This is a genomic window from Oleiphilus messinensis, from assembly GCF_002162375.1.
Taxonomy (GTDB): Bacteria; Pseudomonadota; Gammaproteobacteria; order Pseudomonadales; family Oleiphilaceae; genus Oleiphilus; species Oleiphilus messinensis.
This window is the reverse complement of the sequence record NZ_CP021425.1, coordinates 1,270,799-1,297,293: the sequence shown is the minus strand read 5'-3', so window position 1 is coordinate 1,297,293 and position 26,495 is coordinate 1,270,799. Positions and strand designations below refer to the sequence as shown.

At 49.5% G+C, this 26,495-nt stretch carries 24 protein-coding genes; 6 read left to right on the top strand and 18 right to left on the bottom strand.

Annotated features, from left to right (window positions below; genetic code table 11):
* Nucleotides 1-65: 65 nt before the first annotated feature.
* The 4 genes from OLMES_RS27930 to OLMES_RS05675 all read right to left on the bottom strand — a co-directional run bounded on the left by OLMES_RS27930 (nt 66) and on the right by OLMES_RS05675 (nt 1,770).
* Nucleotides 66-236, bottom strand: a complete 171-nt coding sequence (locus tag OLMES_RS27930) for a hypothetical protein (RefSeq protein ID WP_157678171.1) — start codon at nt 234-236, stop codon at nt 66-68.
* A 134-nt stretch (nt 237-370) separates the two neighbouring features.
* A complete protein-coding gene (locus tag OLMES_RS05685; protein ID WP_087460371.1) occupies nt 371-1,036 on the bottom strand; it encodes a 2OG-Fe(II) oxygenase in 666 nt (221 codons plus the stop codon).
* Nucleotides 1,037-1,076: 40 nt separating this feature from the next.
* Entirely contained in the window at nt 1,077-1,415 is a 339-nt protein-coding gene (gene maoP / locus OLMES_RS05680) for a DUF413 domain-containing protein (protein ID WP_087460370.1), read from the bottom strand.
* Between the two features lie 52 nt (nt 1,416-1,467).
* A complete protein-coding gene (locus OLMES_RS05675; RefSeq protein ID WP_087460369.1) occupies nt 1,468-1,770 on the bottom strand; it encodes a hypothetical protein in 303 nt (100 codons plus the stop codon).
* 125 nt (nt 1,771-1,895) lie between these two features.
* On the opposite strand from OLMES_RS05675, the gene OLMES_RS05670 reads away from it, so the two are divergent.
* Together OLMES_RS05670 and OLMES_RS05665 are read left to right on the top strand one after the other, a co-directional pair.
* The gene (locus OLMES_RS05670; protein WP_087460368.1) at nt 1,896-2,777 is read left to right on the top strand and encodes a LysR family transcriptional regulator; all 882 of its coding nucleotides are present in this window, start codon (nt 1,896-1,898) and stop codon (nt 2,775-2,777) included.
* A gap of 84 nt (nt 2,778-2,861) precedes the next feature.
* The gene (locus OLMES_RS05665; protein WP_087460367.1) at nt 2,862-3,113 is read left to right on the top strand and encodes a FitA-like ribbon-helix-helix domain-containing protein; all 252 of its coding nucleotides are present in this window, start codon (nt 2,862-2,864) and stop codon (nt 3,111-3,113) included.
* Between the two features lie 13 nt (nt 3,114-3,126).
* On the opposite strand, the gene OLMES_RS05660 is transcribed toward OLMES_RS05665, so the two are convergent.
* Nucleotides 3,127-4,185, bottom strand: coding sequence for an RNA-guided endonuclease InsQ/TnpB family protein (locus OLMES_RS05660; protein WP_087460366.1), 1,059 nt, complete (start codon nt 4,183-4,185; stop codon nt 3,127-3,129).
* Nucleotides 4,186-4,207: 22 nt separating this feature from the next.
* Here OLMES_RS05660 and tnpA point away from each other — a divergent pair, with 22 nt between their 5' ends.
* On the top strand, nt 4,208-4,621 hold the full coding sequence (tnpA, locus tag OLMES_RS05655; RefSeq protein WP_087460365.1) for an IS200/IS605 family transposase: 414 nt from the start codon (nt 4,208-4,210) through the stop codon (nt 4,619-4,621).
* A gap of 60 nt (nt 4,622-4,681) precedes the next feature.
* Nucleotides 4,682-4,993, top strand: a complete 312-nt coding sequence (locus tag OLMES_RS28945; protein WP_332454942.1) for a type II toxin-antitoxin system VapC family toxin — start codon at nt 4,682-4,684, stop codon at nt 4,991-4,993.
* Nucleotides 4,994-5,041: 48 nt separating this feature from the next.
* Here OLMES_RS28945 and OLMES_RS05645 read toward each other — a convergent pair whose 3' ends face one another.
* The 13 genes from OLMES_RS05645 to OLMES_RS05585 form a co-directional block, all read right to left on the bottom strand.
* Nucleotides 5,042-6,454 carry a sigma-54-dependent transcriptional regulator gene (locus OLMES_RS05645; RefSeq protein ID WP_232465269.1) on the bottom strand — a complete coding sequence of 471 codons (1,413 nt, stop codon included), beginning with the start codon at nt 6,452-6,454 and terminating at the stop codon, nt 5,042-5,044.
* An 81-nt stretch (nt 6,455-6,535) separates the two neighbouring features.
* The gene (locus OLMES_RS05640) at nt 6,536-8,077 is read right to left on the bottom strand and encodes a SpoIIE family protein phosphatase (protein ID WP_087460362.1); all 1,542 of its coding nucleotides are present in this window, start codon (nt 8,075-8,077) and stop codon (nt 6,536-6,538) included.
* Nucleotides 8,052-11,522 (bottom strand): PAS domain S-box protein, encoded by a 3,471-nt coding sequence (locus OLMES_RS05635; RefSeq protein WP_087460361.1) that lies wholly within the window; start codon nt 11,520-11,522, stop codon nt 8,052-8,054. Before OLMES_RS05635 ends, OLMES_RS05640 begins: the two co-directional genes overlap by 26 nt.
* Nucleotides 11,523-11,553: 31 nt before the next feature.
* Complete coding sequence (locus OLMES_RS05630; RefSeq protein ID WP_198343232.1) at nt 11,554-12,387, bottom strand: phosphate/phosphite/phosphonate ABC transporter substrate-binding protein; 834 nt, start codon at nt 12,385-12,387, stop codon at nt 11,554-11,556.
* Between the two features lie 18 nt (nt 12,388-12,405).
* Nucleotides 12,406-13,104, bottom strand: a complete 699-nt coding sequence (locus OLMES_RS05625; RefSeq protein WP_087460360.1) for a tyrosine-protein kinase family protein — start codon at nt 13,102-13,104, stop codon at nt 12,406-12,408.
* Between the two features lies 1 nt (nt 13,105).
* Nucleotides 13,106-15,262 (bottom strand): SLBB domain-containing protein, encoded by a 2,157-nt coding sequence (locus tag OLMES_RS05620; protein ID WP_087460359.1) that lies wholly within the window; start codon nt 15,260-15,262, stop codon nt 13,106-13,108.
* Nucleotides 15,262-16,188, bottom strand: a complete 927-nt coding sequence (locus OLMES_RS05615; protein ID WP_087460358.1) for an OmpA family protein — start codon at nt 16,186-16,188, stop codon at nt 15,262-15,264. Before OLMES_RS05615 ends, OLMES_RS05620 begins: the two co-directional genes overlap by 1 nt.
* Before the next feature lie 31 nt (nt 16,189-16,219).
* Complete coding sequence (locus OLMES_RS05610) at nt 16,220-16,588, bottom strand: STAS domain-containing protein (protein WP_087460357.1); 369 nt, start codon at nt 16,586-16,588, stop codon at nt 16,220-16,222.
* 191 nt (nt 16,589-16,779) lie between these two features.
* Complete coding sequence (locus OLMES_RS05605) at nt 16,780-18,600, bottom strand: sugar transferase (protein WP_087460356.1); 1,821 nt, start codon at nt 18,598-18,600, stop codon at nt 16,780-16,782.
* A gap of 38 nt (nt 18,601-18,638) precedes the next feature.
* On the bottom strand, nt 18,639-19,721 hold the full coding sequence (locus tag OLMES_RS05600; RefSeq protein WP_087460355.1) for a glycosyltransferase: 1,083 nt from the start codon (nt 19,719-19,721) through the stop codon (nt 18,639-18,641).
* Nucleotides 19,718-21,196: a GumC family protein gene (locus tag OLMES_RS05595; RefSeq protein WP_087460354.1), complete on the bottom strand. Its 1,479-nt coding sequence runs from the start codon at nt 21,194-21,196 to the stop codon at nt 19,718-19,720. The genes OLMES_RS05600 and OLMES_RS05595 overlap by 4 nt, the downstream gene beginning before the upstream one ends.
* A gap of 38 nt (nt 21,197-21,234) precedes the next feature.
* On the bottom strand, nt 21,235-22,461 hold the full coding sequence (locus OLMES_RS05590; RefSeq protein ID WP_232465268.1) for a glycosyltransferase: 1,227 nt from the start codon (nt 22,459-22,461) through the stop codon (nt 21,235-21,237).
* Between the two features lie 34 nt (nt 22,462-22,495).
* Nucleotides 22,496-23,209 (bottom strand): acyltransferase, encoded by a 714-nt coding sequence (locus OLMES_RS05585; RefSeq protein ID WP_157678167.1) that lies wholly within the window; start codon nt 23,207-23,209, stop codon nt 22,496-22,498.
* Nucleotides 23,210-23,541: 332 nt separating this feature from the next.
* On the opposite strand from OLMES_RS05585, the gene OLMES_RS05580 reads away from it, so the two are divergent.
* Together OLMES_RS05580 and OLMES_RS05575 are read left to right on the top strand one after the other, a co-directional pair.
* Nucleotides 23,542-25,275, top strand: coding sequence for an asparagine synthetase B family protein (locus OLMES_RS05580; protein ID WP_087460351.1), 1,734 nt, complete (start codon nt 23,542-23,544; stop codon nt 25,273-25,275).
* On the top strand, nt 25,272-26,456 hold the full coding sequence (locus OLMES_RS05575) for a glycosyltransferase (protein ID WP_087460350.1): 1,185 nt from the start codon (nt 25,272-25,274) through the stop codon (nt 26,454-26,456). The genes OLMES_RS05580 and OLMES_RS05575 overlap by 4 nt, the downstream gene beginning before the upstream one ends.
* Nucleotides 26,457-26,495: the final 39 nt, after the last annotated feature.

Sequence of the window (26,495 nt, the reverse complement as noted above, 5' to 3'; positions counted from 1 at the left end):
GCAGCCCGGATGAGTTATTCGTTGCCTCAGTATAAGCATCAAAGTTGAATACAGCAAAAAACCAGTCAGGCCGCGACCACAACCTCACTTCGGCGTCGATCCGGGAGCAGTGAAAAACAGCCCATACAAATGAGCTCCAGTGTTAACGTTTCCAAAACGATCTCATTTACAGGAACCCAATATTTCCATTCAACACAGCTGTGAGATTGACAATGGGGGCATTGAAACTGAGACATAACGATATCCTTAACGTGTCTTTCATTGAAGCATAGACAAGGAAAATCGATTTCAATGTGCGAAAAAGCTGAAAAATATGTGCGAGATATCCTACAACTCTGTCGCTTAATTGACCAACCGGGGCATTAATTTATCAAAGCGGTGGGTCGATATGCTCTGCGGTAGAATTGTTAACCCTGAACCACCCTGCCAGACTGTAACGATCTCGATGAGTGGTTAACACTTCGTGGGGAAAATCTTCACTGAGAAACAACACCAAGGTATTCCGTTCGGGATAGACCGTAGTGATCCTGGTGACCTTATCCGCCCCATAAATCACAAGCCCGCCACCATCTTGTGGCTGCCAGCCACGGTTAAAATAGGTGACCATCGTCAGCTTCCGGTTCGAGCGCCCGCGAAATGCATCAACATGGGTTTTATAAAAGTCGCCAGGCTTATAGATTGAGTAATGACACTCAAAATCGAACAACCCAAGAAAAAGGCGACGATTCAATTCCTGTTTGAGGGTATCTATCCAGTCGAACCAATCCGCCAGTTCGGAATCATTTTCCAGCCAGACAATTTTGTCGTTGCGCACAAAGTTGTTCGCCGTATGATCACGACCTCGACCAATACCCGCTTCGGAAAAAGTATTCTCATTTAATTTCAGGAAATTATTTTCCAAGGTCGCAAAAACCGACGGCGGTATCGCATTTTCTAATACGACATATCCCTGCTGCCACAAACCTCGACTGATGGTCTCAAACACGCAGGGGTGATGCGTCGCCAATAACGGCGACTCGGATAAACTCAGTTCCATGGGGTCTCGATAATTTCCGGAGAGAGGTGTGTTAGATCACCTAGAGCTCAGCTTCATAAATCGGTTCTTCCGAGAATCCTGTACCGGTGTTCATCACACTCAACTTGACTCGCCGGGTTTTCACTGCGATTAATCGGGTGTATTTTGCCCACACTTTTTCGACAGGTGTCTGGGCATCCAGCTCACCCTCGACGACTTTCAGCAGGCGCTCTTCATCAGGCGCAGTCACGGCGCGCTCGCCCGAGTGCAACTCACTAAGGTATACACCGATCTGGGTTAACAGGTCCGCTTCTGCTTTTGAGAAATCACCGCCGCGATTAAAACCGTGGGGGAAATTTTTGCTGTCATAAAACTTTTTGGCTGTAACAAAACGTTCCATTAATACCGGCACCTCTTTTCGAATCGGACCCTTGCCCTGAAAATCACAGCATTTACTGTTCGTATTGACTCAGACACTCCTCAAGCAATTGATCAACATCAATTTCCTGATTAGGATCTTCGGTCACCATGCGTTCAATGTCTTTTTCAATCTTGCTAAAACACTGGTCTGCACCTGAGGCTACACTGTCACCGCAGGCCGATTCACTTTCACCGTAAGCGGCACCTTCACATGCGGCTTCGGCTGGCTCATAACCGTCCAATTCTGGACTGTCCATACCTTCTGAGTTAGCCGATACGGGTGCAACAAAAACCAAAAACGTAAGAAATAAGGAACCGATCGTTTTTTTCATCATTTCGTCTCCGGAAAATCGCGCGGATTATCCAATAAAAGAAAAATGCAGGAAAACGAAACAATTTAATGGTGACAACAAAAAATTTTACTGATAAATAGATTGTATTTATTAAAATAGAAGTCCCAATGGATACCGAATTACTGAAAACATTTTTAGAGGTTAACAGCACCCGACATTTCGGCAAGGCAGCGGAGAATCTCTACCTCACACAAGCGGCAGTGAGTGCCCGTATCAAGCAACTCGAAAGTACCCTGGGTGTCCCCTTGTTTACCCGGCACAGGAACAATCTGCAACTCACGGCCACTGGTGAAAAGCTCATCAGCCATGCCGAAACCATTTTAATGGCCTGGGAACGGGCACGTCAGGATGTCTCCCTGAAACAAGACCAGCAATACGTATTCACCATGGGGGCGACTACAGGTTTATGGGATTTGTTATTGCAGGATGTTCTGGATGTATTGCATCAAGGCCATGATGATCTGGCGCTCAGGGCAGAGGTTCACAGCCAGGCCATTCTCGTGCGTCACCTCATGGAGCGAACCATTGATTTTGCACTATTGTATGACCCAGCCAAGATTGGTGATTTGTCGTCAGTGCCGGTCGTCCGGACGGACTTGATTCTCGTCAGCACCCGTCAGGACGAAAGCATCGAAAGCGCAATAAATCGCAAATTTGTTGCCGTTGACTGGGGCCTGTCTTTCAATGTCAGCTTCACGCAACTTTTTCCCGATGCCCAGCCACCGGTATTACACACATCGTTGGCAAGAATCGCACTGGATTTCATCCTGAACAATCAAGGCACGGCTTACCTCCCCTATCGAATGGTTCAGGATGTATTGGGCACGCGCTTGCACAAAGTCACAGGGGCACCGGTGATATCCCGGCAAATTTACGGCTGCTTCCAGAAAGACAGCAAATCCGAATTCTGGATCAATGAAGTACTCGCCGCGCTGGCAAACCTGGATAACCCCATCGAAGACAATGATGCCATGCTGGTTCGTGTCTAAAAAAGTCGCACGGCAATCATTGATAGCACCATAATGATTGCAATGATATCATTGGTAAGCATAACCGGAATAAGAGTGAACTCAATGGCTAACCTGATTGTAAGAAACGTTGATGAAGCGGTCGTTCGCGCACTTAAAGCGAAAGCAGGCGCTGACGGGATTAGTGCAGAAGCCGAACATCGTAAAATCCTTGAAACCGCACTCCTAAAGCCTCGAAAGAAGAACTTTACGCAGGCACTGATGGCTATTCCTGACGTTGGGGTGGATGCTGATTTTGAACGAATACAGGATGATAAGTCGGACGATAAGGCTCTCGGGTCTTTATCAGCGTTTTGACATCCTTCCCGCCCTAAAGGACGGGGATTCCTACAGCTAGACGGTCATGCCCGACCGCAAGAATGTTCCTGGCAGCGTTTATGTCACGCTGATGTTCAGCTCCGCACTCTGAACAGACCCATTCTCTTATTCCAAGACCCGTCCTACCTTTCGGACTACTATCAGGTATTACCCTGCAGCACGAACAAGTCTGGGTGGAGTAGGCTTCGTTGACGATTTCAAAAACCACGCCTGCGTGATCGCACTTGTATTCCAACATGGTTTTCAGGATTCCCCAACCGGCATCTAAAGCTGATTTGGCTTTTTTGGTTTTCACCATTGCCTGACTGGATACGTTGCCAACGAAGATAGCCGCATTCTCATTCACCAGTTTGCGGCTGTATTTGTGCAGGGCATCCTGCCTCCTGTTTTTAATTTTAGCGTGAATAGCCTTCACTCTTTTCTGGTTACCGGCTCTTTGGGCAATGCCTAATTTCTGCTCAAGCAGTCGGTATTCTCGACCTGCAACAACGTTTCCGTTTGAGTCCGTTGCGGACTCTTTAAAGCCGAGGTCTATGCCAACTGACTGTGTTCCTTCAGATATTTCAAACTCAACATCAACAACAACATTGAAATACCAACGGCCTCTTGAGTCTTCACTGAAACTGGCAGAGCGAAACTTGTAGTTGTTGAGTTCAAAAGAGTCCCACACTGAAAAGTAACGCCCGTTATGGAATACCTGCCCATTTTTCCATTTGGCTTGTCCGGTATTTACCGGAATCCAGCCAAGGGAGCGACGCACACCACCGGACTTTCGCCAGTTGAGCCTTGCCTTCTTAAACTGTTTTCTGCGAGTCACATACTCAGCAGCGATGCACTGCAAAGACTGACTATGCAATCCCAATTCTTTCCCCGCCCCTTTGGTGTAGGGGTGTATGTCATAGGCAGACAAAAACACGCCCCGTTCTTTGATCGAACGGGAACTCAGTTCATTGATGTAGTTCCAGACAAAGTTCACAGAGCGAGCCATTCGATTCAACAGCTTTACATGTTTGTCTTTTATCCGAACTTTAAGTGTTTTTGTCTTCTTCATAGATTGAGTATACAATTGGTCTATGAGTAAAACAAATGAATATAGAGCAGGCCGGCACTGCGTTTTTAAACTTCACTGCCATTTGGTCTTCGTAACAAAGTACCGTTACGGGGTGCTCGAAGGTTATATGTTTCCAGTTCTTAAAAGTCTATTTGAAAAGGTCTGCACTGACTTTGAAGCGGAACTGGTTGAATTTAATGGAGAACCGGACCATGTACATCTTCTGATTAACTATCCACCAAAAATTGCACTGTCAACTCTGGTAAATAGCCTGAAAGGTGTATCAAGTCGAAAACTAAAACGACACCATCCTGAAGTGGCAAATCGTTACTACAAATCGGCTCTCTGGAGTCCAAGCTATTTTGCCGCAAGTTGCGGTGGCGCACCCGTAGAGATCATCAAACAATATGTGCAGCAACAAAGAACGCCACATTAGTCGGCTATCGCCGACGAGCTTACATCCCTGCCCTAAAGGACGGGGTTTTACGCTCATTCGATAACGATCGGTGAGCTCCGGCGTGGAGTTGAGTTAATAAAACACAGGGGCGATATCAGCCAGTCTGAAATATTGGAGCAGTGGTTGGAGCGCCTACTTGAAGATTACAGTGACAATATTCTCCCGTTTACCGTTGATGAAGCCCAGGTCTGGGGCAGACTGAGAGTGCCAAATTATGAGAACTCTATTGACAAACAAATTGCTGCAACAGCCCTAATTTATGATTTATGTCTTGTCACCAGAAACACAAAAGACTTCATGAGTACAGGTGTTCAATTATTGAATCCATTTAACAGCAATGAAGCTCGGTAGTGCCTGAAACTCGGGCTGCGAGGGGTTTGGAGAACAGTTAATTCTGCATCAACCATCCAACCACTTTTCCCGTTTTCGGTAGATGGTCGAGGCACTGACTTCGAGTAACGCAGCGGCTTTGGGTATATTTCCATCGCAAAGTGCAATGGCTTTTTCGATGGTTTCCTTTTCAATCAGCCATAGCGGTTTTATGGCATCAACCGCACTACTCAGCATCTCGGCCCTCGGAACTTCAACAGGGGTAACGGGGACTGCCCCGGCTTTGGCTTGAGCGCGGCTCGGCGAAGGCGAAACCGGTCTGACCGGCGGGGGAATTATGGACTCATCAACAACGGGGGCATTATTTAACACGACAATGTTGCGGACGATATTTTGTAACTGGCGAACGTTTCCGGGCCAGTCATAATCCATCATCATTTCTGTCGCCTTAACGGAAAATTCAGTAAAAAGTTTTCCCTCCTCCCGGCTATAAGTCCGCAAAAAGTGATCCATAATCAATTTAATGTCGGTTTCCCGGGCACGCAGTGGAGGTAACTCGATCGGTATCACATGCAAACGGTAGTACAGGTCTTCTCTAAAACGGCCCTCCTGCACTTCAACCCAGGGATCTCGATTCGTCGCACAGATAAAACGAACATCGACATGCTCCAGTTTGCTCGCACCGACTTTCTGAAATGTGCCGGTTTGAATAAAGCGTAGCAACTTGGTTTGCAGATCAAGGTCCATTTCGCAAATTTCATCCAGAAATAAAGTTCCCCCATCCGCCAGCGTTGCGGCACCATCCCGGCTACTCTGGGCACCGGTAAACGCCCCTTTGGCGTGACCGAAAATCTCACTCTCCATTAAATCCCGGGGAATAGCGCCACAGTTCAATGGCACAAAGGCCTTCTTGCTGCGGGAACTTCGGCGATGAATCGCATCCGCACAAACCTCCTTGCCCGTTCCACTTTCTCCGGTGATAAATACAGTCGCATTACTGGGTGCTGCACTATCGATGATGCGATACACAGATTGCATCGGTAAACTTTCACCGATAAAGCCTTCATAGTGATTTCGCGCAAAAGTATCACGGTAGGATGCAACCTCTTTTGTCAGTGCACCGTGCTCCAATGCATTTTGCACCGTAACAACCAGGCGCTTGCCATCAAATGGCTTGACCAGAAAATCAAAGGCACCGTTTTGCATCGCATCCACGGCGATATCGACCGAGCCATGGGCAGTAATCACAATAACCTGAGTTGGAACTCCATTTTCTTTAATGTGCCGCAACACATCCATGCCATTCATATCCGGCAGTTTTAAATCCAGAATCAAAAGATCCGGAGGGGATTGCAGAATCCGGATCATCGCTTCTTTTCCGGTTTCCACATGCGCGATGAACAACCCTTTCTCATCCAGGTAACTTTGGTAGACTGCAGCCAGGGATTGGCTGTCCTCCACCAACAGTACTCGTTTTTTCATTGTCATTCCCTTTTCCCCGAACCTTTTGTTAATAGTCTAGAGGCATTTGCCAAACTGGCGCACTTTTTTAACCTGCCTACTTTAATCCGCCCCTTCCGGCAGACTGATACTGATGAGTGTCATATCATCACTCGCGGCACCCGCCTTTTTTAACACGCGATTGAGCAACCAGGTTGCCCCCTGACGTGGAGGCAGTTCACGGAACATCGTTTCCAGTTCCGAATTAACAATGTCGGTTTTCATATCCATCCCCTGCTCGACCAGACCATCGGTGTAAAGCAGCAGCGATTCACCTGGCGTTAACGTTAAGCTTACCGCGTCGTATTGCGCATCCTCGGAAAGCCCGGGCAACATACCGCCAACACCGACTTCACGAAAGTGTCCATCAGCAGAAATGACCCAAGGTGCGGGATGTCCTCCGGAAGCCAGCGTAATCGTGCCATCTGCAAATAGCTCGATAACCATGCAGGTTAATATGGTCGAACCGAGCACTTGACTCGTCCTGACCCCTTCCGAAAGCTGAGATAACAATTCGGTAACGGACTGTCCACTGGCACAAGCCATACACATGCCATGCAAATAACCGCTTAATGCATAGGTAAAAAATTTACCCTGATCACCATGTCCCATTACATCCCCCAGGATGACGATCAGACTGTGCTCGCGATGACTTGAGAAAATAAAGTCACCACCACCACGAGCGGCAACCTGATAAGCTGCATCGAGCTGGTATCCGCCATAGGTTTTCGGCAGCGTATTCCATAAACTATGGGTGACCTCTGCATCGAACTCCGAAGAAATTTGATCACGCAAATCAGCAACCCGCAAAAGCACCCGCTCTATGGTGTTTTCCAGCATGGACTTATTGACAGGCTTGCTCACAAAGTCGTCAATTCGAAGAAAGGCAGCCTGGCGTAACAGATCCTTCGTTGTTTCCCCGGTCAGGAAAATGAAAGGCAGCAACCGTGCCGAGCGAATCGAGCGCACCTGTTCCCGCAGCTGAAAACCATTGATTTCCGGCATATTGATATCGCAAATAATCAAATCAAAGGGCGTTTGCCGCAAACTCTTCAAGGCTTCCGCCGGATTGGAAAACAGGCTTGTGTGATAATGCTCGGCAAGATAACTCTCCAGCACGGCCAGCTGGGTGATGTCATCATCAATGATCATGATCCGTGGTCTATTTATCTCCGGCAATGGTATGCAGAGGCGATTACAGGGTTCAGCCGGATGCTCAGCTGCCACATGATAAAGCGCATCAGGACAGAGGCTCTTGATCAGGCTCAGCCCCATACCAGAACTGCGCATTTGTCCGGTCGCAAGTAATGCGTCCAAATCCGGAGCCGTTTCGAGTAACGCATCGATGGGAAGACCATAATCTTCCAGGATCAATCTGGGGGGTGTAGTTTGGATGACAACCGCAATCGACGTTTCCTCGGGGCTGTGCTTCAAGACGTTGGTAAAATATTCCGTCAGGGTCAGACGAATATTGTCGGTCGTGATTTCATCGATCTTGTAGGGCTTCAAAATCGCACCCAAGCGGTCTCGCAAACTTCGAATCAAATCGTAGCTGACCGGAGTTGGCGACAGTATCGTTTTACTTTTCTGCTTGAATATAGCCATAGTGGGCCTCCAGCTGTTCCAGCGAAGTCTCGGCCAGGGTCGTGATCAGCTCAATTTTGGCACCAATGCCTTCGGTCTCCCCCGAACGAACCCGTTGCTCAGTCTCTTTTGCAATTAGATGTAACTGCTGCGCTCCAAAAGTCTGCGCACTGCTCTTCAAGGCATGTACGCTGGTCTCCAACCCGTCCCAGTTGCCAGCCGCAAGAAAGGCCTGGATCTGATCGACACGTTTGCGGGTTTCCCGGTCAAAGATGGACAACATGCGCAACATTGCTGCTTCGCTCGTGTCCTGCTTGAGCTGCTCAAGGGCCTGATGATTGATTTCAGCAGAACCAGCCCGTCCCCTATCCGGACTTGATGGCCCACAACTGAATTCCAACTTAAGCCAATGGGCTATTTTTTCCAGTAACACGGTGCGCTCAATGGGTTTGGTCAGAAAGTCCTGCATCCCGGCATCAAGGCAAAGTTGTTTTTCGCTCGTCATGGCATGAGCGGTCAGCGCCAGAATCGGTGTGCTTTCAGCCAGGTGCTCAGCGCGAATGATCGAAGTTGCTTCCACCCCGCCCATTTGCGGCATACGCATATCCATTAAAATCAGATCAAATGCCCTCTCCCTGACGATTTGCAAAGCGGCTTTGCCATTCTCCACCTCCACAACCTCATAGCCCGCATCTTCCATATAGGTACTAGCAATCATGCGATTGGCCTCACTATCCTCAACCAAGAGAATTCTTGCCCTGGCTGGAGCTCGCTTGATTTCTGCTGGCGCTCTGTCAGCCTCAGAGGATGGATTCATTTCCATCTGAACCGCAGGTCTCACAGTTGCAATCAGCTGACCGGAATCTGCGGCCAAAAGCCCCTGCATCAAAGACAAGCGGTTAACCGGCTCTGACAATTCTGCCGTGCAAACAACATCGCAATGGCGTAGCGAACCGGTGGAGAGAATGGGTATTTTATTTCGAGACAGTAGCGAGATCTGTTCATCAAAACCCATTTCATCGGGCAGACGTTCACGATCAAACCGTTCACTATCAATGATCACTGCAAGCCACGTTCTATCTCGTTCTGCAAGCACGCTCTGCAGAGAAGGCAATGAATCTGTATTTTCTTTAAAACAACAGGCGTAAACGCGAATTCCCCAACTGGACAATTGGTCACGATAATTTTCCAGCCATAGCGGATCATCCGAACAGAGTAATACCGCTTTTTCATTCCAGCAAGACAGGCCTGGATTCAGCGCACGATCTTCAATCGGTATCTGCAAGGAAAAAACGGACCCTTGATCCTCCTCAGACTCGAATGCAATGTCCCCTCCCATCAAATTCGCCAGCTCCCGACAGATTACCAACCCTAACCCCGTACCGGTCGTGCCGTCACTTTGGGTGTGTAGCTGGGTAAACTCTTCAAAAATTCGTTTTTTCTGGGAAGCACTGATGCCCTGCCCGGTATCGCGTACTTGCAACTCCAAATGCCGAAGGTCATTCAACCAGGTCAGTCTCAGACTGACCACCAAACCGCCCTCCTGAGTGTATTTAATGGCGTTACCAATGAGATTGATACAAACCTGACGAAAAAAAGTCACATCATTGAATATCGACGGGGGAATCTGGGCAGAAATATTGGAAAACAGGCGCAAACCTTTACTGGCAGCACGGTGCTTGAACATACTCAGCGTAGACTCGACAATACCGGCAGGATTGAATAGAGTATATTTCACTTCCATTTTACCCGCCTCGATTTTGGCCAGATCCAGCACATCATTGATAATATCAAGCAAGTTGTGGCCGGCATTGCTGGCGGCAATAATCTGCTCGTACTGCTGCTTTTCCAGGCAACTGCTTTTCAAAAGCTCTAACATCCCCAGAATAATATTTAATGGCGTACGAATTTCATGACTCATTGAAGCCAGAAATTGTGACTTCGCTTGATTGGCAGAATCCGCTTCTTCTTTCGCTTTTTTAAGTTTCTCCGTAGTCTCCAAACGCTCGGTGATATCATCAATCACTGCGGTAAAAACGACATTATCTCGGGTATGAATCGGTGTGATCACGAGTTCGACCGGAAATTCAATACTATTCTTTCGAATCGCCCGGAGCTGCAAGCGTTGCCGGAGAACCGGCCCGGTTCCCGTTTCGAGATAATGCTGCATCCCCTTGAGATGGGCCTCGCGAAACTGCTCGGGCATAATCAGTTCCGCCATTCGCTGTCCCAACACATCATTTTTCGAATACCCGAAGATCATTTCCGCCGCAGCATTAAACTCAATGATCCGATCATCCTGATCAATGGCGATCACCCCACTGAGACTGGACTCCAGCATGCCACTTTTAATCGTTTCGCTTAATTCAGCCTGACGCTCAATCTGCTTCTGCCAGGAAAGATCCCGCAACAACAGGATAAAAATATCTTCTTGATCCACCCGTGCCGCAGTTAAGGTCATATCGACCGGAAAAGGCGTACCATCCCGGCGATAACCTGTTTCATCGAAGTGTTTTGTACGGGATTGGATATCATTGTTTGCCGCTGCAGAGGCGATAAAATCACTAATACGTTGTCTCTGGTGTTCATCCAGAATCAATAGACTGATATCGAGCCCCAGCAATTCCTTTTGACTGTAACCAAAAATTTTCTGGGCAGGATGGTTGGAAGAACGAATGATGCCGCCGGCATCGAAAACCACAATGGCATCAGCAATATTATCAACGATTGAGCGCAACCACTGTTCGCGCCGCTTTACTTCCATGGCCAGTCTTTTCGAGTCGATCAGGAATGTCCGACTCTCCTCATGGCTGCGTTGCAGTTCGGCAGAAAGATCATTGAAGGCGGTTATGGTCTGGCCAATTTCATCATCGGCACCGGAATACTGGATCTGGATATACTCGCCCTGATTGATCTGCTTTATCCCCGCCTGGAGCTGTCGCAAGTTTCGGGTGAGATAGTAACCCAGTAACATGGAGGCAAAAGCGACCAAAACAATTTCCAGGATCGCAATCTGGACACTTTCAACCCTCGCTTCCTGCCAGATTCTGCTGACCTCACTGGTATCAATTGCCAACTCTACCCGCCCAAATACTCTGCCACCAACCTCGATATGATGCTCTGCGACATAGAGCTCCAGGACTTTCTGGCTTTTACCATCCCGCTCTGCAGGTGTTTCCATGCCATTAGCCTCGGCAAGTAAGCCCGTATTTCCGAACACTTTGACAAAAAGTACTTCAGGCTTATTCTCCAGATCCGCAACCATGCTTTCCAGCGTTGCCAAATCGGTCGAGAGCACCGCATCGGCTGTCGCATACGCTAAAAGGCTTGCCAGAGTATTGGCCCTTTGAGCCATGAGATCGTGATGAGACTGACGTAAAATAGACAGGGAATTGACGATCAGAATAAACAGAAAAATTGCTTCGATCAGCGCTATACCCACAATGGTTTTCAATCGAAAAGACATTTCCGCTCTCTATCTGCAAGTGATTTATTGGCTAGCCACCCAGCAGCCCGATCTTTAATGCTCTCACATCATCCCAATCCGCATCTTCGGCCGGCGTAAATCCGTTAATCTTCAGGCCCTGCAATGCCAAACGACCTTCCGGCGTCTGATCCAGGTGCAGCAGTGCCTGAGTCAAGCGGAACCTGACTTGCCCGGACAACCTTGGATGGTTCGCGATAGCGTGTGGCGTATAGCCCGGCGTCGTCCACAAGATACGGAGCTGTGCCTTGACGTTATCCGGCATGGAAGCAAATGTTCGCATGACACCGCCTCCGGCAGCATACAAACCACGGGCCACCGTGAGATAGACAGAATCATGGGTCTGCACGTATTTCGTCGCAATCATGATGTTTTCGTTGGCCAGATAAGCTCGAGGCAACATGCTGGCTGCGAACGCGGCAGGAGCAGGAAAAGCCAGCGTCAAGCCGCTCAGATCACTCAACTGCTGAATCGAACTGTCCCGGGCAACGACGATAATCCCTTTGATTTCCCGGTCGGCGGCACGCACCATGGCCTGGTAACCCGGCTCAAGATTGAATACGGTAAAGTGATAGGGATTCATGTACGCCAAGTCATATTCACCTTCAGCGAGGCGACGCTCGAACTCAGGGATATCCGGAGCGGTTTTGAACAGTATCTGGATACCACTACTGGCCTGCAGAGCATCGAACACCGGTTGCCACTTGAGTGCTAACTTCTGGGCACTTTGTTGGGGAACCACACCAAAATTAACGGTTTGAATACGGCGCTCTGCACTGAGTGGGGTAGACAGCCCGACCAGTACCACCATCAAAAATAAAGACAGCACAGCAAACGGATGTAACATGCGCTTGACTTACCTCCCCTAAACGGACAGATTTAAAAAGTGACTTGACCTGATTTTGTTCGCAAACCAACTCGCAATTCTCGGGAGCATCCGCTCCAGACGCGTGGTTTCCCGCAACAGCTCCTCGGCAAGGGTGGGACACTCCGCATCGTTCATAACCACACCCGCCAAGCGTGCACTACATCGCTGTAATCGATTATAGGCCGTTAACAATTCGGATTCGGTTGTCTTATTGGAACGCACGACCAGTAGCGCCGCATCCGCCGCGCCACAAATGAGTTCCGCTGGAATATTATTTCGATTCAAGGCATTCAGTGGTGAAGTATCTATGACTATAGCATCAAAACTACGACGCCAGGTTTCGATGAAGCGGTTCACCAATTCCGACTTGCGGAAGTCCATGGCGGGCAATGTTGAAGCGGTTAATACGTTGTATCCCTGCGCCAGATTCACCATCGCCGAGGAGGAGGAATGCTCCTCCAGACTCCAATCCGCTCGGGGTAGATTAAAATATCGGTCAAATGCGGGCCGATACAGGTTCATATCCACCAATAAACAGGAATAACCTGATTTTTGATGCCGTTCAGCAAGCGCACAAGCCAGAGAAGTGCAACCCTCCCCTGAATTCGCGGCACAGACTGCCAGCGAGTGAATGCCGTTACCCAGTGTTTGACTGTAAATCTGTTCTAGCTCGATAAAGTCAGCAATGCCCTGCATATCAAAGTACTCCGATAATGGCCACAATTGAAATCAGTTTGAACACATCGCTTACGCCTTCCATAAAGATCCGCCAATCACTGTCTTGCTTGGCCGGAATAAACAGGGTATCGCCCGGTCGCAATACCGGTAGGGTGGAAAAATCCGGCATTTTCATAAATGCTTCCAGATCAAATGCTACCGAGCGACTGGCACAACATGAGGCATTCACCACAACCAGTTTGTTCAAATAGGCTCCTTCGGTTGTGCCACCGGCTTGCGCAAGCAAATCCAGAATCGTCATTTCACCATCAAACTCATAACGCCCCGGATTATTTACCGCGCCGATTACCCGGATCATTTCCTCTTTAGGTCGATCCAGCCAACTCCCGTTTTTCTCGGGCACAAATATTGAGTCTCCGGGCTTGACAATCGGAAGCAAGGTTTCATCTCCGGTTTGAAAATATAGCGCCAGATTCAACTCTGTCATGTGCGCCGCTGATCCATTGCGATGCACAATTCTGATACGGTGTAAGTCAGCATTAGCGGTCGGTCCATTTGCCGCACTCAAAATATCCAGAAATGTTAATTTGTCGTTAAACATATAACGACCTGGCGCACCCACCTGCCCCATAATATAGATGGATTTTTCACGACTTTGTCTAACCCATTGTGCTTTATTGTCGCTGGGATCCTGCGGCAATTCCGGAACCACAATGGTGTACCCCGCACGAATCACCGGCAAATCTGCAATATTTCCGCCCTGGTCAAAGAAATGTTCGAGATTAAAAACTTGTGAGACCGTATTTCCCCGGCCATCCGGCCCCATAATTCGAATATTGGCCGTATCTGCACGGGCGGTCGGTCCTTCGGCATGGGCAATAATGTCGAGCAATGACATTTCATCAGACCATTCATATCGGCCCGGGTTATACACCTGACCGATGATTTTTATCGCCCGGGAGGGGGGTACCTTTAACCACGATGCCTCATTGGTGTCTGTTTTCTCCGGAATAAAAATCGCATCACCGGCGTGGATAACCGGTAACACAGACTGGGACAGTCCTTCTGTATAAGCCTGCAAATCGAAGGGCGTGACGCTGCCATCACTACGCAATATTCGCATTTGCCGGGATTCTGCAAACCGCGTCGGGCCACCGGCATTGGCAAGAATGTCCAGTAGCGTCGCTTCTGGTTTATTCTCGTAGGCCCCGGGCTTAAACACCTCCCCCATGATATAAACGACATTACTACCGGTTTTAATTTCCTCTTCCTGAATCGGCACAAATATGGTGGTACCTGGCTGTACCGGGGGCATTAATCGTTCATCTCCGGTTTCCAGGTAGGTCTTGAGATTAAAGGTAATTGGCCGGGCGCCCGAAATAATTTTGATCTGCTCTACCCCCGCATAGCGCGTCACCCCGCCCGCACGCATGATGGCATCCACGATTGAATAGCCATCTTTGAGCGCAAAACGACCAGGACTGACCACCTCACCAAAAATCCGGAAAGATTTTTTATCATCCGCTGCATCGCCCGTTGCCGAAAGGGTGGCAGCATCAAAATCAATCTGTACATTTCCAGTCAGGGGAGATGCCGGAATAAACAGAATGTCCAGGGATTGCAACTCAGGCAGGACTTGGGCATCACCGCTATCAAGATAGTCCTTGTAATTAAACTCGATTGTTCGTCCTCCGCGCTGAATCTGGAACCGGTCCAACTGGGCACCAGGCAATAATCCACCGGCCAGTTGAATGGCAGATTGAACATTTGCGCTCGCGGGGGCCGTAACCTGTCCTGGCTGAGCGACATAGCCCAACACCTGAATCAACAAATTACGTGCTTTCAAACTCACATTTAATCGCTCGGTTCCTTTGAATACCAGAGCCATGAGTTTTCTGATTTTTGCTTCAGCGGCGTCCAGCTTCTGCCCTGATATTTTAAATGGCCCCAGCTCCGGCAAGTCGATTTTACCGTTGGCGTCAAGAACAAATGCCTGATTAAACCCAGCTTCCCCGGGGAAGCCGATATACAACACATCTCCGGGTTGCAAACTAAAGTCATTCTCTTCATCCAATGCAAAGACCGGTGTTGCAATCCACAAAAACAATGCCGCAAACCACAGCAGTGCAAATTGCGAAACGCAGAGTAGCTGCGCCACGTTCAAGATCGCTCTCATCACAACGCCTCCTGAAGGTCATACCCGTCGCCAGTGTGCCCATCAAAAACTCTAAATGCCTGAGCACCTTGTTCTTGCAGGCCTGGTTCCCAATTCTTTAGCTCATCAAACCGGTTGTGGTGACGTTTTCGCTCAAGACCCACCTCCGCCTGATGCGCTGAAGATTGCACAACAATATCCACTCTGCGATTACGGGCATGCCCCGATTCGGACTGTTCAAAAGAAGTTACAGTCGCCTCACCCAGAACTTGCAAATTCATAGCTTGAAACCTGTCGGTACCGTTTTTGAGATACCCCATTACAGCTTCACCACGGGCTCGCGCCAAAGCGAGATTATGCGCCTCGGCCCCGCGAATATCGGCATAGCCCAAAATTGTCAGATTTAACGGTTGTTCCGCAAGAAATGTAGCCAAAGCGCGCAACTGGTATTGGTAAGGCAAGCTGACTTCTGCTGAGTCAGTATCGAAATAGATGCTGAGTACCGTAAAGGCCTGTGTCGGCGTTTTCAGTGATTGCCGCGTTACCGATTCACTGCACCGGGTGCGCTCAGAGACATTTCGGAACACCGAATTCAATCGCTTTAATTCATATTCCATGATGATCAAGTCCTGCTTTGCATCTTCAAACAGCTGACCGTGAATTTCTTGCGCGATTCGATTACTCAGATGGTGCAACTTCAGGTAGCGAGCTGGTACACAGCGCTGGGCCCCTTTCAATTGCAGAATGTCCAATTGCATATCCAATGATTCTTTTTTGCGGACAACATGCATTTGTGCGTAGGCGACCTTTGGATCAAAAACGGTTTCGGACAGACCGATATATTCAGACCCGTATCCGCCCCCCATAGCCCCCGGCCAACTCGAACAACCGCCACAGATGCACACCAACAGTACCAAAAATATCCCGCCGCAGAGTTTGTTGCTCATCCTGCCCTCCTCGTCGTATACAAGCTTTCCGTTACGAACCCACTGTTGCCGGTTGTGTGAATTGTTTGTCTGACTGCTTCAGAAAATGGCTCATGGAATCGTGAGTTTCGATCACCTGATCGATACGAAGTAGCGAGATTAAACGAGCGGGTTGTCCTGAAAGGCCCACGAGGCACATGGTCCTTTTTTCCACCGATAGCCGTTTGAACAAAAACACCAGTGCACCGATCCCGGATGAGTCAATGAACGTCACATCAGCCATATCAAACACCAGATTTTCCGAATCTGCCTCAACCAGATTTGCAAACTCCGTTCGAGTCTGCTCGACCGTATGTGCATCAAAATCTCCGGCCAGGGAAATGGCTTTAAATCCGTTCAGGGAATGCTCTTTCATGGACATCACTCTTCTCCAAATCGTTAAGGTAACCTGAAGTAAGCAGAGCGATTACCGTGCCAAATTTATAAGACACTGTTTTTATTGCATTAGTAGACTAAAAAGAGGTGATTTATGAGGGTGAGATGCAATTTGCAAATCGCATTTTGCGAACAGACGGGAAAGCCTCCCTGCTTCCAACAATCAATGCGTCCTGTCTATCGACCTTTACCCAAGACCATAACCAGCAGCGTTTTGTAAATGACCATTAGATCCATGAGAAGCCAGGCACGGAACCGGCTCAAGGCAATTGCATAGGCGTGGTCATAGAGCAATTTGCTTTTAACATCATCCAGACAGGTATCATAACCCTGATGCACTTGGGCAAAACCGGTAATCCCCGGACTGACAAAACAGGTTCGTTCTGCATAATAGGGAATCGCCGCATCAAGTCGCCCGCCAATTCCAGGTCGTTCAGGTCGAGGACCGATCAAGGACATTTCGCCTTTAATCACATTCAGTAGCTGGGGAAGCTCGTCGAGCCGCGTTTTTCTTAAAAACCAGCCGACTCTTGTGATGCGGGGATCACGATCCTGAGCCCAGACGGCCCCGGTTTCTTTTTCCGCATCCTGAACCATTGTTCGAAATTTAATCATCATAAAGAGCTCTGCTCGATCCGGTAGAATCCTGCCAACACGCATTTGCCTGAAGAACACCGGGCCTCGGGACTCGAGTTTTATTGCCAACCCGATCAATAGCCATACAGGCAAAGTTATGAGAACGCCCAAACTGGCAAGACAAAAGTCCACCAAACGTTTACTGAACAGAATGGACACAGGAATGTAATGCTGAGCGCCCGAACTCGCTTTTACTCTGGACCAGGGCGCACCTGATTTTCGATTGCAAAAGTAATACAGCGATCCAATACCATTACTGACATGTCCACTCACCAGATAATGCAACAGCTGGATTGGTTTAGGCCATTTCAAGTTCGGTAAAAGCTGCTTCAACGCTGCCAGGCTGTAGGCCAGCACTTGCAACAGCGCCAGGCTGGCAAAAAAGCCGGACTGGGCACTCAAGACCAGCGTACCGGTAAAGAACACAAGCAAGATCAGAGGCATCCAGGCCCGCAGAAACTTACCCGATGCAAAATTGAACGCGACCCCACCCAGGCGCGGATTGAGCAGCCCCTTGAGGCGAATCGCCTGTTGCATGTTGCCCATTGATATCCGCACTCGACGCCGTTGATCCAGGTGTAGAGAGGCCTGCTCCAATTCCACCGCGACAATATCGTTGACATACTCACACTGGTAACCTTTTTTGACGATTTCCATGGGTAAAATGAAATCATCATTAATTGTGTCGACAGGCAAAGGCTCAAACAGCGCTCTGCGAAACCCGTAAAGCGCTCCGTGGGCTCCGATAGCAGAACCTAATGCACTCTCCATTGCTTTAATTTTTGTTTGATACTGCCAATAGGCCGATTCACCCCGAGAACCCGGTACGAGAATTTGATAGGTACCCGCAACGACCCCGACTTTGGGGTTTTGAAAACGCTGCGCGATGATCTGAAATGCGTCCATGGAAATCAGCGCAGATGTATCCGATAACACCACAAGCCCGTCTTCAATGGCTGCCAGAGCCTCATTGATTCGAGCCACTTTTCCGCGGTTGTCCCGATGCTGAATCATCGTAATATTCAGCCCGGTAAATCCGGGCTCGAGTATCGTTTTCTGGAAAATAGACTGAGTTTGATCGGTAGATCCATCATTGATGAACCGTACGCAAAACCGGTCCGCAGGATAATCGAGAAAGGTAAAATTGCGCATTTTTTCTGCAATAACAGCAGCTTCGTTATAACAAGGCACAACCACCGTGATAAATGGAAAACTGGTGCATTCCGGTTCGCGCGATGGCTCTGACAGTTCGTTTCGCACCCGCCATTTTGCCAACAGCTTCAAGAGCACCGGGTACACCAGATGGTGGTAGAGAATTAACATACCCGCGAAAAGCGTAATAAAGAGAATTAACAGTGTCACAACAACCTCCCACAAATTAGTTACAGCTCGCCCGACGTTCAGATGCCTGACGTCAACGATTGATAATTACGAATCATCCGTCGCACATCCCGGGCGCGAACCACAAAGTCTCTTGGTGAAATGCCGGGAGCTTGCTTACGCTGACGCTCCAATGCGCGACCCAGTGCAGCGGAGTCGCCCGCAGGAAACAGCAATCCGGTAGCGGGGCAGACGGTTTCTGAACAGGCACCAACATCAGACAATACAACCGGCGCTCCGCAGGCTTGCGCTTCCAGTGGAGACAAGGGCATACCCTCGTGATGAGACGCCAGACAGAAGACATCAAGGGCTTGGTAAAAAGACGGCATATCATCAAGGTGCCCGAGAAAGTGAACCCGCCCGGACAGATTCAAATCCATAACCTGTTGCCGTAACGCCGATTCAGCGGGCCCCGTGCCCGCCAGCACAACATGAACTTGCCGAGGTAAGCGAAACAGGGCATCCAGAAGTACATCATGACCTTTTACATCCTGCAGTCTGGCAGCACAACCCACCAGCCATTTGTCACGGGGTAAGGCCAATGCTTTCCGCGCGAGCCGTTGGTCACCCGGAATAAAGCGCTGGGTATTAATACCATTGTGAATAATTCTGGGCGCTGCGCAGGATACTTTTTCCTCCAATTTTCGAGCGACTAATTGTGCATCCGCCACTACCGTGGGTCTGAAGAGCTTGACAGAATGGCGCATCAAACGCTGGTGCTTGTTATTCTCCAGATGCCAGGCATCATGTTCGGTATGAATGATCTGCTGAACACCGGCAAGGCGGGCGGCAAAACCGCCGTAAAGCAACGGACCGATATGGTGAGTATGAACCAGAGACGCACGCAGCCGCAGTAACAAACGAAACAGCCTCCAGACTGTCTTTGGCGCAACCCCTTGAGGTTTTTCCAAAAAGTGTAAAGATTCAGAGATCGATGCCAGCCGGGGCCAACGGGCAATCATCTCAGCTTTGCTACCTTCCAGGCTCACGATATGTACTTCCACCTCGGCATTGGCAAATTGTTTTAAATCAAGGCTCATGGTCTCAATTCCACCAGGTGCAAGGTGCTGCACAACCTGGACGTGCACGGGTCGTTTTTTCATAGGTAATCCTCTTCAATTTGTAAGCTGCTGCAATTCAGTGAACCGGACAATTTCGGAATACGTGTTAAAACCGGCACACCAATAAGCCGTTCTACCGCATCTCTACGGACGATTGCGGTGTTCGATATTTCACTCACCAAAGACAAGGCAATCCCCAGAAACAATCCCGCCACAATTCCGAGAACGCCGTACAGATAAAGTGGTAAATTGACCGGCCCATAGGGCGTGTAAGGCCAGTCGATAATTTTCACCCGGTCCTGTTCTTCAAAACGCCCCAACGCCTCCGTAACCTTGGCCATTTCATGTCTTTTCAATAAGTCATCGTAGAGACTTTGTTTGGTTTGAATATCCCGTTCCAGCTCCGTCATCTGTTGCTCTACCGCCGCAAAACGCTCCAGCTTGAGGGTTAGCTGGGTTATTTCCGCAGTCAATTGCCGGGTTTCTTCAATAAGCTGCCCCTCTGTGGATTTTGCTTTTTCAATCGCCTCCATCTGCGACACCAGAAGCGGGCGCACAGCGGTTTCCGAAGCATTGACTGACAAGTTACTCGCTAGTTGCCAGAGACTTTCCATATCCTGAGTGGAAAGTCCTCCAACCGCTTGCAAAATCGAATCACGCTCCCGCTCCAGTCGCTGCAATGACGCTTTGACAGAGACAATACTGCTATGGCGATCGGTATAGCGCGAACTCAACAACGCCAGTCTCGCCGTTTCCTGAACAATGGACTCCTCTATGGATGCCAGCATCGGATTGGTTTTTAACAGTTGGGTTTTCAAGGATTTCAGCTGCCCTTGAGCGCCCGAGAGCGCCATACTTCTTTCCCTCAGCTTGGCCTCCAGATCCCGAAGTTGCAGCACATCGTAGTTATACTGATCTGGCAAATGGGCGGAATTTTTTCGCTTGAACATCGCCAGATCCGTTTCCGCCGCGAGTAATGATTCGTGTTGGGCTTTAAGTTGAGTCGCCAGAAATACTTCCGAGGCACGAATAGAAGATCGCTCCGGGGCCAGCAACTTGGCCAGAAAGTGATCAGAAACAACTGACAGGGTTTTTTCCATATGTGTTGGTTTATTCGCGACCAGAACCAGCTTGATCATATCCGACCCGATCAGTTGCACGGTCAAGGATGCAGACAAACGGCTAATCACCTGCTCCGCCAACTTTGAATCCCGAGTCTTGATTTCCCCTAATTCCAGCGCCACTTCAGAAAGCATGTGCCGGCTATGCAGCAGCGCTTTGAGTGCGGCCATTCGCTCTTTTAACTGTGTCGAGACCGCAAAGTCGGCCAGATAAGGGTTCAACTTCGTGGTCTCCTGAATCAGCATCGTGGTGTGGCTTTGGTATTTCTTGGGTGTCATCGCCCCCAGAGCCAACATAATAAATGGCATGATCATGATGGGGATCACAATAAGGTAACGCCGCCGCCATGCAGCCCAAAAGGCGAAGTAAAGATTTAAAAACACGCTACTTTTCATCACTCCAGCTCCTTCTCATCCACTTAGACTCAAAGCCATTAAGCCTGGTCAGACAGCCCCATTGAACCGGTTTCAACAGGATCTGGACCCAAACGGGATTCCGGTAACAACCGCTGAACCTCATGCGCACGCATCAGCCAGCTTTCGGAGAGCACCCGGGTTCGACGGGTCATTACATTTTTTCGATGTTGCGGGGCACAATCAGGTGCATATTCACGGGCATTGATTTCACGCAGAGCTGTCACAAACGATTCAGCGCTGTCGACAATGTTCACACAGTCTCGATAACCATCCAGTGCGGGAAAATCAGTTGCAATAACCGGCTTGCCCACCGCAAGATATTCTCTAAGTTTGAGAGGATTACAGGCCTTTATCTGCGGGCACGACCTGAAGGGCAACAATGAAACCTGCCAGCCACTGACATAGGCCGGTAAATCCTGATGACGCTTGGCCCCCAAAATCGTGACATTATCCAAGGCAGCAAGTGGTGCAATGTCTGTGCTGACTGGGCCAATCAAAACAAAATTCCACGACTGGCAGTCACGGGCAACCTTGGTCAGTAACTCAACGTCGATCCAGTCGGCCAGGGCACCGTAAAAGCCTGCAATCGGTTTCCCTTTCGGTAGATCCTCCGGCAACCGGAGACCAGGCTTGAACAGACTCACGTCCACGCCATGGGGAATAACTACGCTATACCGTGGCGCGAACTTTTTTCGCAACGCTTCGCTGGCGACCAGCACCGTGTCGGCTTTCGCCAGGAGTTCTTGCTCCATACTGCTTATGGGGTTATGGTCCACCCCGGCCAATGCGGAAAAATCATCGCCACAGTAATACACAACATGACTTTCCCCCAACTTGCCGACGACGTCCACTGCGGAAGGTAACGATAACCAAAGCACTACTTTTTGCTCCGATGGTAGATACTTCCGGAGCCTATGTTGCAGGAGCAAACCGTTTAAAAGGCGACAAATACCGACACTGAAAAATGGCAACACCAGAGGTTGAACAATCGTAAAACGATTTCGGTGGTCGCTTTGTTTATCTTCACCGCGGACTGTACAAGCTTTGCTTAGGCCTTGTTTTCCCATGGAGTATGCGATTTTCTGCACAACACGAATAAAGTCAGCTAAGCGAAACTTTGGGCGTCTCAGACCAATCGAATTAACCCAAAGCACATCGTAATCATTACGCAGGATGCTGATAAGGTGCTGGGTACTGCTTGGATGACGCCCCCAATCCTCTCCAAAAACAACGAGCATGGTCATGCTGAAATTCCTCTCGTAAACTAGTATCTGCAAATCAAATCTGACGAATGACTCGTGCTGGTGACCCGGCAGCAATAACATTGGCTGGAATATTCCGGGTAACCACACTATTGGTACCGATAATCGAATTGCGACCAATTCGAACTCCCGGCAATACCGTCACGCCGGTGGCCAGCCAGACATTTTCTTCAAGCACAATGTCACCGACCTGGTCATCCGTTTCCGGAAGGCCAAGACGCCGGGGTTCCGGATTAATCGGATGGCCTGGAAACCCGGCGAGATAGCATTTACCGGCAATGCGAACATCATTATCCAGTTGCACTCGCGTCCCCACCGCGATTGTGGTTTGCCAACCGACATCTACATTTCGCCCTATTGTCAGAGTCGGTATTCGCCCACTCACCGAGCGACCGAAGAAGCTGGAGTGCCCTGAAATTCGAGCCCCCTCATCAATGTGAAGTTCCAGAGCCCCCATGACTTGCGGCATACCGGAGTAAAGATGCAGCACCTTTGGTGCGGAGTTTAATCGCGATTTGAACAAGGGCGTCCAGTACCAGAAATTGCACCACTGTCTGATCAGTGCCGAAAGCGCCAGATGTACAACATACAAAGGATGGTGAACCACACGAATCAAGGGACACTGGATCTGGACAAGCCCCCGATAAATTTTTCGAATACTGCCAGCAATGGCGTTATCGCTTTCTTTTATCCATTTACGCCACAGCAACGAACCACTTACTACACTCATACTGAACCCTCCCCCTGCAGGACTGACTAAATTCATTATCAGAAACCGTTACTCCCTGAATACACATTGCATTCCAACTCTACAATTATGTTTATTTACAAACACTTAGACTAAAAACAGCACACCATTGGCGCGCTTGGATTGCGAAATGATTTGCAAAACGGGAATCACGGCCTCCTCAATCTTGATAAACCCGCGCACCCTGCGACGGAAAATTTATAAGCAACTGTTTTAATTAAATAAAAAATATCAAACCAAGATCGGCACAAAAGCTGCTCTGCCCTTCAGTAAGGTAAAAAACTGATCGATCAGCAGCTCTGGGGAAGCATCTTATGGCTACAGCATTTTTCGAGTTTCAATTTCAATCCAGGATGGCTAAACAGGGAATGGAAGCAAAAGCCTCGGCGTTTATCGGGAAGGTACGCCCTGCGGGAAATGAGGGATCAGCAAGGACGTATGCCATTGCCAATATGAAAATTTATATTTGGGGGGATCCAGCACAACAGGATCAGGACCAACAGATCGTTAAAAACATCCGGCTAAACACCTACAAGAGTTATTTTGGTCGCTCCTGGCTGGTCTATCATGAAATTGACAACCGCATTGATGCGGCACTCGACCGCCTGGGGTTGTTTCCGATTATCTCGCTCTGGCAAAAAGGGCGCTATTTGCTCGGCAGCAGTGCACAACAAATCCGATCAAGTGGCGCTACGGAATTATCGTTAAATCCGGACGCCCTGGGACAATTACTCGCTTATGGACAACTTCTGGATAACCAAAGTGGTCTGGCTGGCGCACAGCATCATGCCCCGGGAACACTAATCAGTATCAATACCTTTGGTGTACTCACGTCCCGCACCACCCCGAGCGACGACTTGTTTCGACATCAAACCAGTTCATTCGACTCAGCATTGGACGCGATCGTCGAGGCCGTAAAAAAGTCGGCTAACGCCAGCAGCGCCCCCTTGATTTCCCTTTCTGGTGGCCTGGATTCACGGCTCATACTTGCCGCTTTGCAATGTACTGGTAACAAAGCGATCGGTTTATCATACGGCCACCCGAAAAGTGCAGATGTGCGCATTGCTAATGAACTTGCCCGATCCTGCAAGTTTCCCATCTTCAGATCCCAACAAACCAAGGACTCAAATTCCTGCGGACACCTGACATGGGATACCATCCAGCGCATTGCCGATTTAGGTGGTGGTGAGCTCGCAGTGCATCATGCCCATTCGCTACTGGATCGCAGTTTACTTGAACAGTCCGCTGGTCGAACCCTGTTGACGGGCACCGGAGCTGAAACCTTCCGGGCATTCTATTTTGACCGCGGGGTACCCGGAATGTCTGTACTTGCCATTCCCGCTTTTCGCAAACAGCTAAATGCCCGGGGAAGACGCTATGTCTTCGAAGAGTATGCCAAAACAGCAGCACCGTTGGTCGCAGCACTTCCTGGTATTGCGGAGCAGCTTGGGTCAGTAAGGGATCGAGCAATCGATAACTGTTTTAACCTGGATCTTTCGGTCGCAAACTGTCTCAACCTGTTCTATTTGCGCTACCGGTTACCCCGCATGGTCGTGAACGGCCAGCTTGCACTGGATCAACACTATGATCGCAGCCACCCCTTTCTGGACGGCGATGTGCTTAAACAGCTGATCAACCTGCCCGTTCGATACCACTTGGGCAGCGGATTTCACCTGCGTGCCATCAATCGCTTATCCCCTCGTCTTGCAGGCATCGATTGGGACAAAACCAATGCCCCGTTGAATCGGGGTTTGAGTTTCTCAGCCCGGTATCCGGGTTTGATCAGTCGACTGGGTTTAACGCCTCGCTGGGGGAAAGCAAACCTGCCGATGTTTGAATATGGCCCCTGGGCGAAGACTCTCGGCCCGAGTGTTTTACACAGTGCCCTGAGCTTTTTAGGCATCTCCGGGCAGGATCAGGTAAAAGCCACTCAGACGTTAATGGCCAGTCCCAATTATCACCAGACTATGGGGTTCTGCGCCGTGTGGTTTGCGCTGCTGGATAAAACGCCCCCTCATTGCAAAGACAACAGCAGGGCTATCGCATGAAAAAAATTGGCTACGTTTTATCCGGATTTCCGGTCTTGTCAGAGACCTTCATTGGGACAGAAATGCGCTCCATGGGTTTGCTGGGGCATGAGGTCGTACCCATTTCAATCACTCGGCCGAACTCGGCGGCCCAACCCTATGACCAGAGTATCGCAAGTGAGACCCACTACCTGGAAAACATCGGCCGGGCTAAAGCGATGGCAAGCTTTGTCCGAAAGTTATCGCAATGTGCCGATGCCGTGAGCTTCGCGCGAGCACAGAAAAGCATTCCCGCCAAATCGCTCCTGCTACTCAGTGCCAAAATCGCTTACATTGCCGAGCGCACCGGGTGTAATCACCTGCATGCACATTTTGCCCTGCATACCGCCGCGGCGGCCATTACCGCGGCAAAGTTGCTCAAAATTCCGGTTTCATTTGTTGGTCATGGTTTTGATATCTACGCCACCCCCGCAGATCTTGCACTGAAATTGCGAGCTGCAAATTTTTCTGTCGCCGTGTGCAAACAAATGCAACAGGATTTCCTTCGCCTGAACCACGCAGGAACAACAGAATTGGTGCAATGCGGTCTCGAACTTCACCGATTCCCTTACCGTGCCACTCAGCAGCACAATGGTCGTTTACTTTTTATCGGCAGGTTGACTGAAAAAAAGGGCCTGACTTATTTGTTTGAAGCACTTGCTGGTCTACCCCGGGAAGCGCGCCCTCAACTGGATATTGTCGGGGAAGGCGCAATGAAAACACAACTGGAGCAACTGCAACTGAGTTTAAATCTACACGAGTCAGTTGCGTTTCTGGGTGCCAAAGACAGCCAATGGATCAGTCGCTATGGCGCGTCCTATGTGGCACTGCTCGCACCGTTTCACGAAGCCAGCAACGGCGATCGGGATACCGGGCCGTTGGTGTTGAAAGAAGCTATGGCAATCGGTCTGCCTGTGATTACCACGGCGTTCATGGGTTGTCCGGATATCCTCGGCTCGAATCTTCAGGGAAACACGGAGACCGGCATACTGGTCCCGCCCAGGAACAAGGTCGCACTGGGGGAGGCCATTCTCAAAATGATGGCGATGTCCCAGCCGCAGAGGCAAAAACTTACAGAGTCGGCCAGAGCCCGGATTGAGAACCACTACAGCGCATTACATCAATGCAAAATCCTGTCGGGGGCCATTGAACGCTGTATCTAACAACGTCGTTTTTTAAACACCTTAACTCAAAAAAACAGC

Bases quoted from the DNA above. Each gene is read 5' to 3' on its own strand.
- OLMES_RS05575 (WP_087460350.1), top strand. From the start codon at position 25,272: ATGAAAAAAATTGGCTACGTTTTATCCGGATTTCCGGTCTTGTCAGAG.
- OLMES_RS05645 (WP_232465269.1), bottom strand. From the start codon at position 6,454: ATGAAAAAACGAGTACTGTTGGTGGAGGACAGCCAATCCCTGGCTGCA.
- OLMES_RS05685 (WP_087460371.1), bottom strand. From the start codon at position 1,036: ATGGAACTGAGTTTATCCGAGTCGCCGTTATTGGCGACGCATCACCCC.
- OLMES_RS05585 (WP_157678167.1), bottom strand. From the start codon at position 23,209: ATGAGTGTAGTAAGTGGTTCGTTGCTGTGGCGTAAATGGATAAAAGAA.
- maoP (WP_087460370.1), bottom strand. From the start codon at position 1,415: ATGGAACGTTTTGTTACAGCCAAAAAGTTTTATGACAGCAAAAATTTC.
- OLMES_RS27930 (WP_157678171.1), bottom strand. From the start codon at position 236: ATGTCTCAGTTTCAATGCCCCCATTGTCAATCTCACAGCTGTGTTGAA.
- OLMES_RS05675 (WP_087460369.1), bottom strand. From the start codon at position 1,770: ATGATGAAAAAAACGATCGGTTCCTTATTTCTTACGTTTTTGGTTTTT.
- OLMES_RS05660 (WP_087460366.1), bottom strand. From the start codon at position 4,185: ATGAAGAAGACAAAAACACTTAAAGTTCGGATAAAAGACAAACATGTA.
- OLMES_RS05670 (WP_087460368.1), top strand. From the start codon at position 1,896: ATGGATACCGAATTACTGAAAACATTTTTAGAGGTTAACAGCACCCGA.
- OLMES_RS05625 (WP_087460360.1), bottom strand. From the start codon at position 13,104: ATGCAGGGCATTGCTGACTTTATCGAGCTAGAACAGATTTACAGTCAA.
- OLMES_RS05615 (WP_087460358.1), bottom strand. From the start codon at position 16,188: ATGAGCAACAAACTCTGCGGCGGGATATTTTTGGTACTGTTGGTGTGC.
- OLMES_RS05595 (WP_087460354.1), bottom strand. From the start codon at position 21,196: ATGAAAAGTAGCGTGTTTTTAAATCTTTACTTCGCCTTTTGGGCTGCA.
- tnpA (WP_087460365.1), top strand. From the start codon at position 4,208: ATGAGTAAAACAAATGAATATAGAGCAGGCCGGCACTGCGTTTTTAAA.
- OLMES_RS05665 (WP_087460367.1), top strand. From the start codon at position 2,862: ATGGCTAACCTGATTGTAAGAAACGTTGATGAAGCGGTCGTTCGCGCA.
- OLMES_RS05580 (WP_087460351.1), top strand. From the start codon at position 23,542: ATGGCTACAGCATTTTTCGAGTTTCAATTTCAATCCAGGATGGCTAAA.
- OLMES_RS05620 (WP_087460359.1), bottom strand. From the start codon at position 15,262: ATGAGAGCGATCTTGAACGTGGCGCAGCTACTCTGCGTTTCGCAATTT.
- OLMES_RS05630 (WP_198343232.1), bottom strand. From the start codon at position 12,387: ATGTTACATCCGTTTGCTGTGCTGTCTTTATTTTTGATGGTGGTACTG.
- OLMES_RS05610 (WP_087460357.1), bottom strand. From the start codon at position 16,588: ATGTCCATGAAAGAGCATTCCCTGAACGGATTTAAAGCCATTTCCCTG.
- OLMES_RS05640 (WP_087460362.1), bottom strand. From the start codon at position 8,077: ATGGCTATATTCAAGCAGAAAAGTAAAACGATACTGTCGCCAACTCCG.
- OLMES_RS05590 (WP_232465268.1), bottom strand. From the start codon at position 22,461: ATGACCATGCTCGTTGTTTTTGGAGAGGATTGGGGGCGTCATCCAAGC.
- OLMES_RS05600 (WP_087460355.1), bottom strand. From the start codon at position 19,721: ATGAAAAAACGACCCGTGCACGTCCAGGTTGTGCAGCACCTTGCACCT.
- OLMES_RS05635 (WP_087460361.1), bottom strand. From the start codon at position 11,522: ATGTCTTTTCGATTGAAAACCATTGTGGGTATAGCGCTGATCGAAGCA.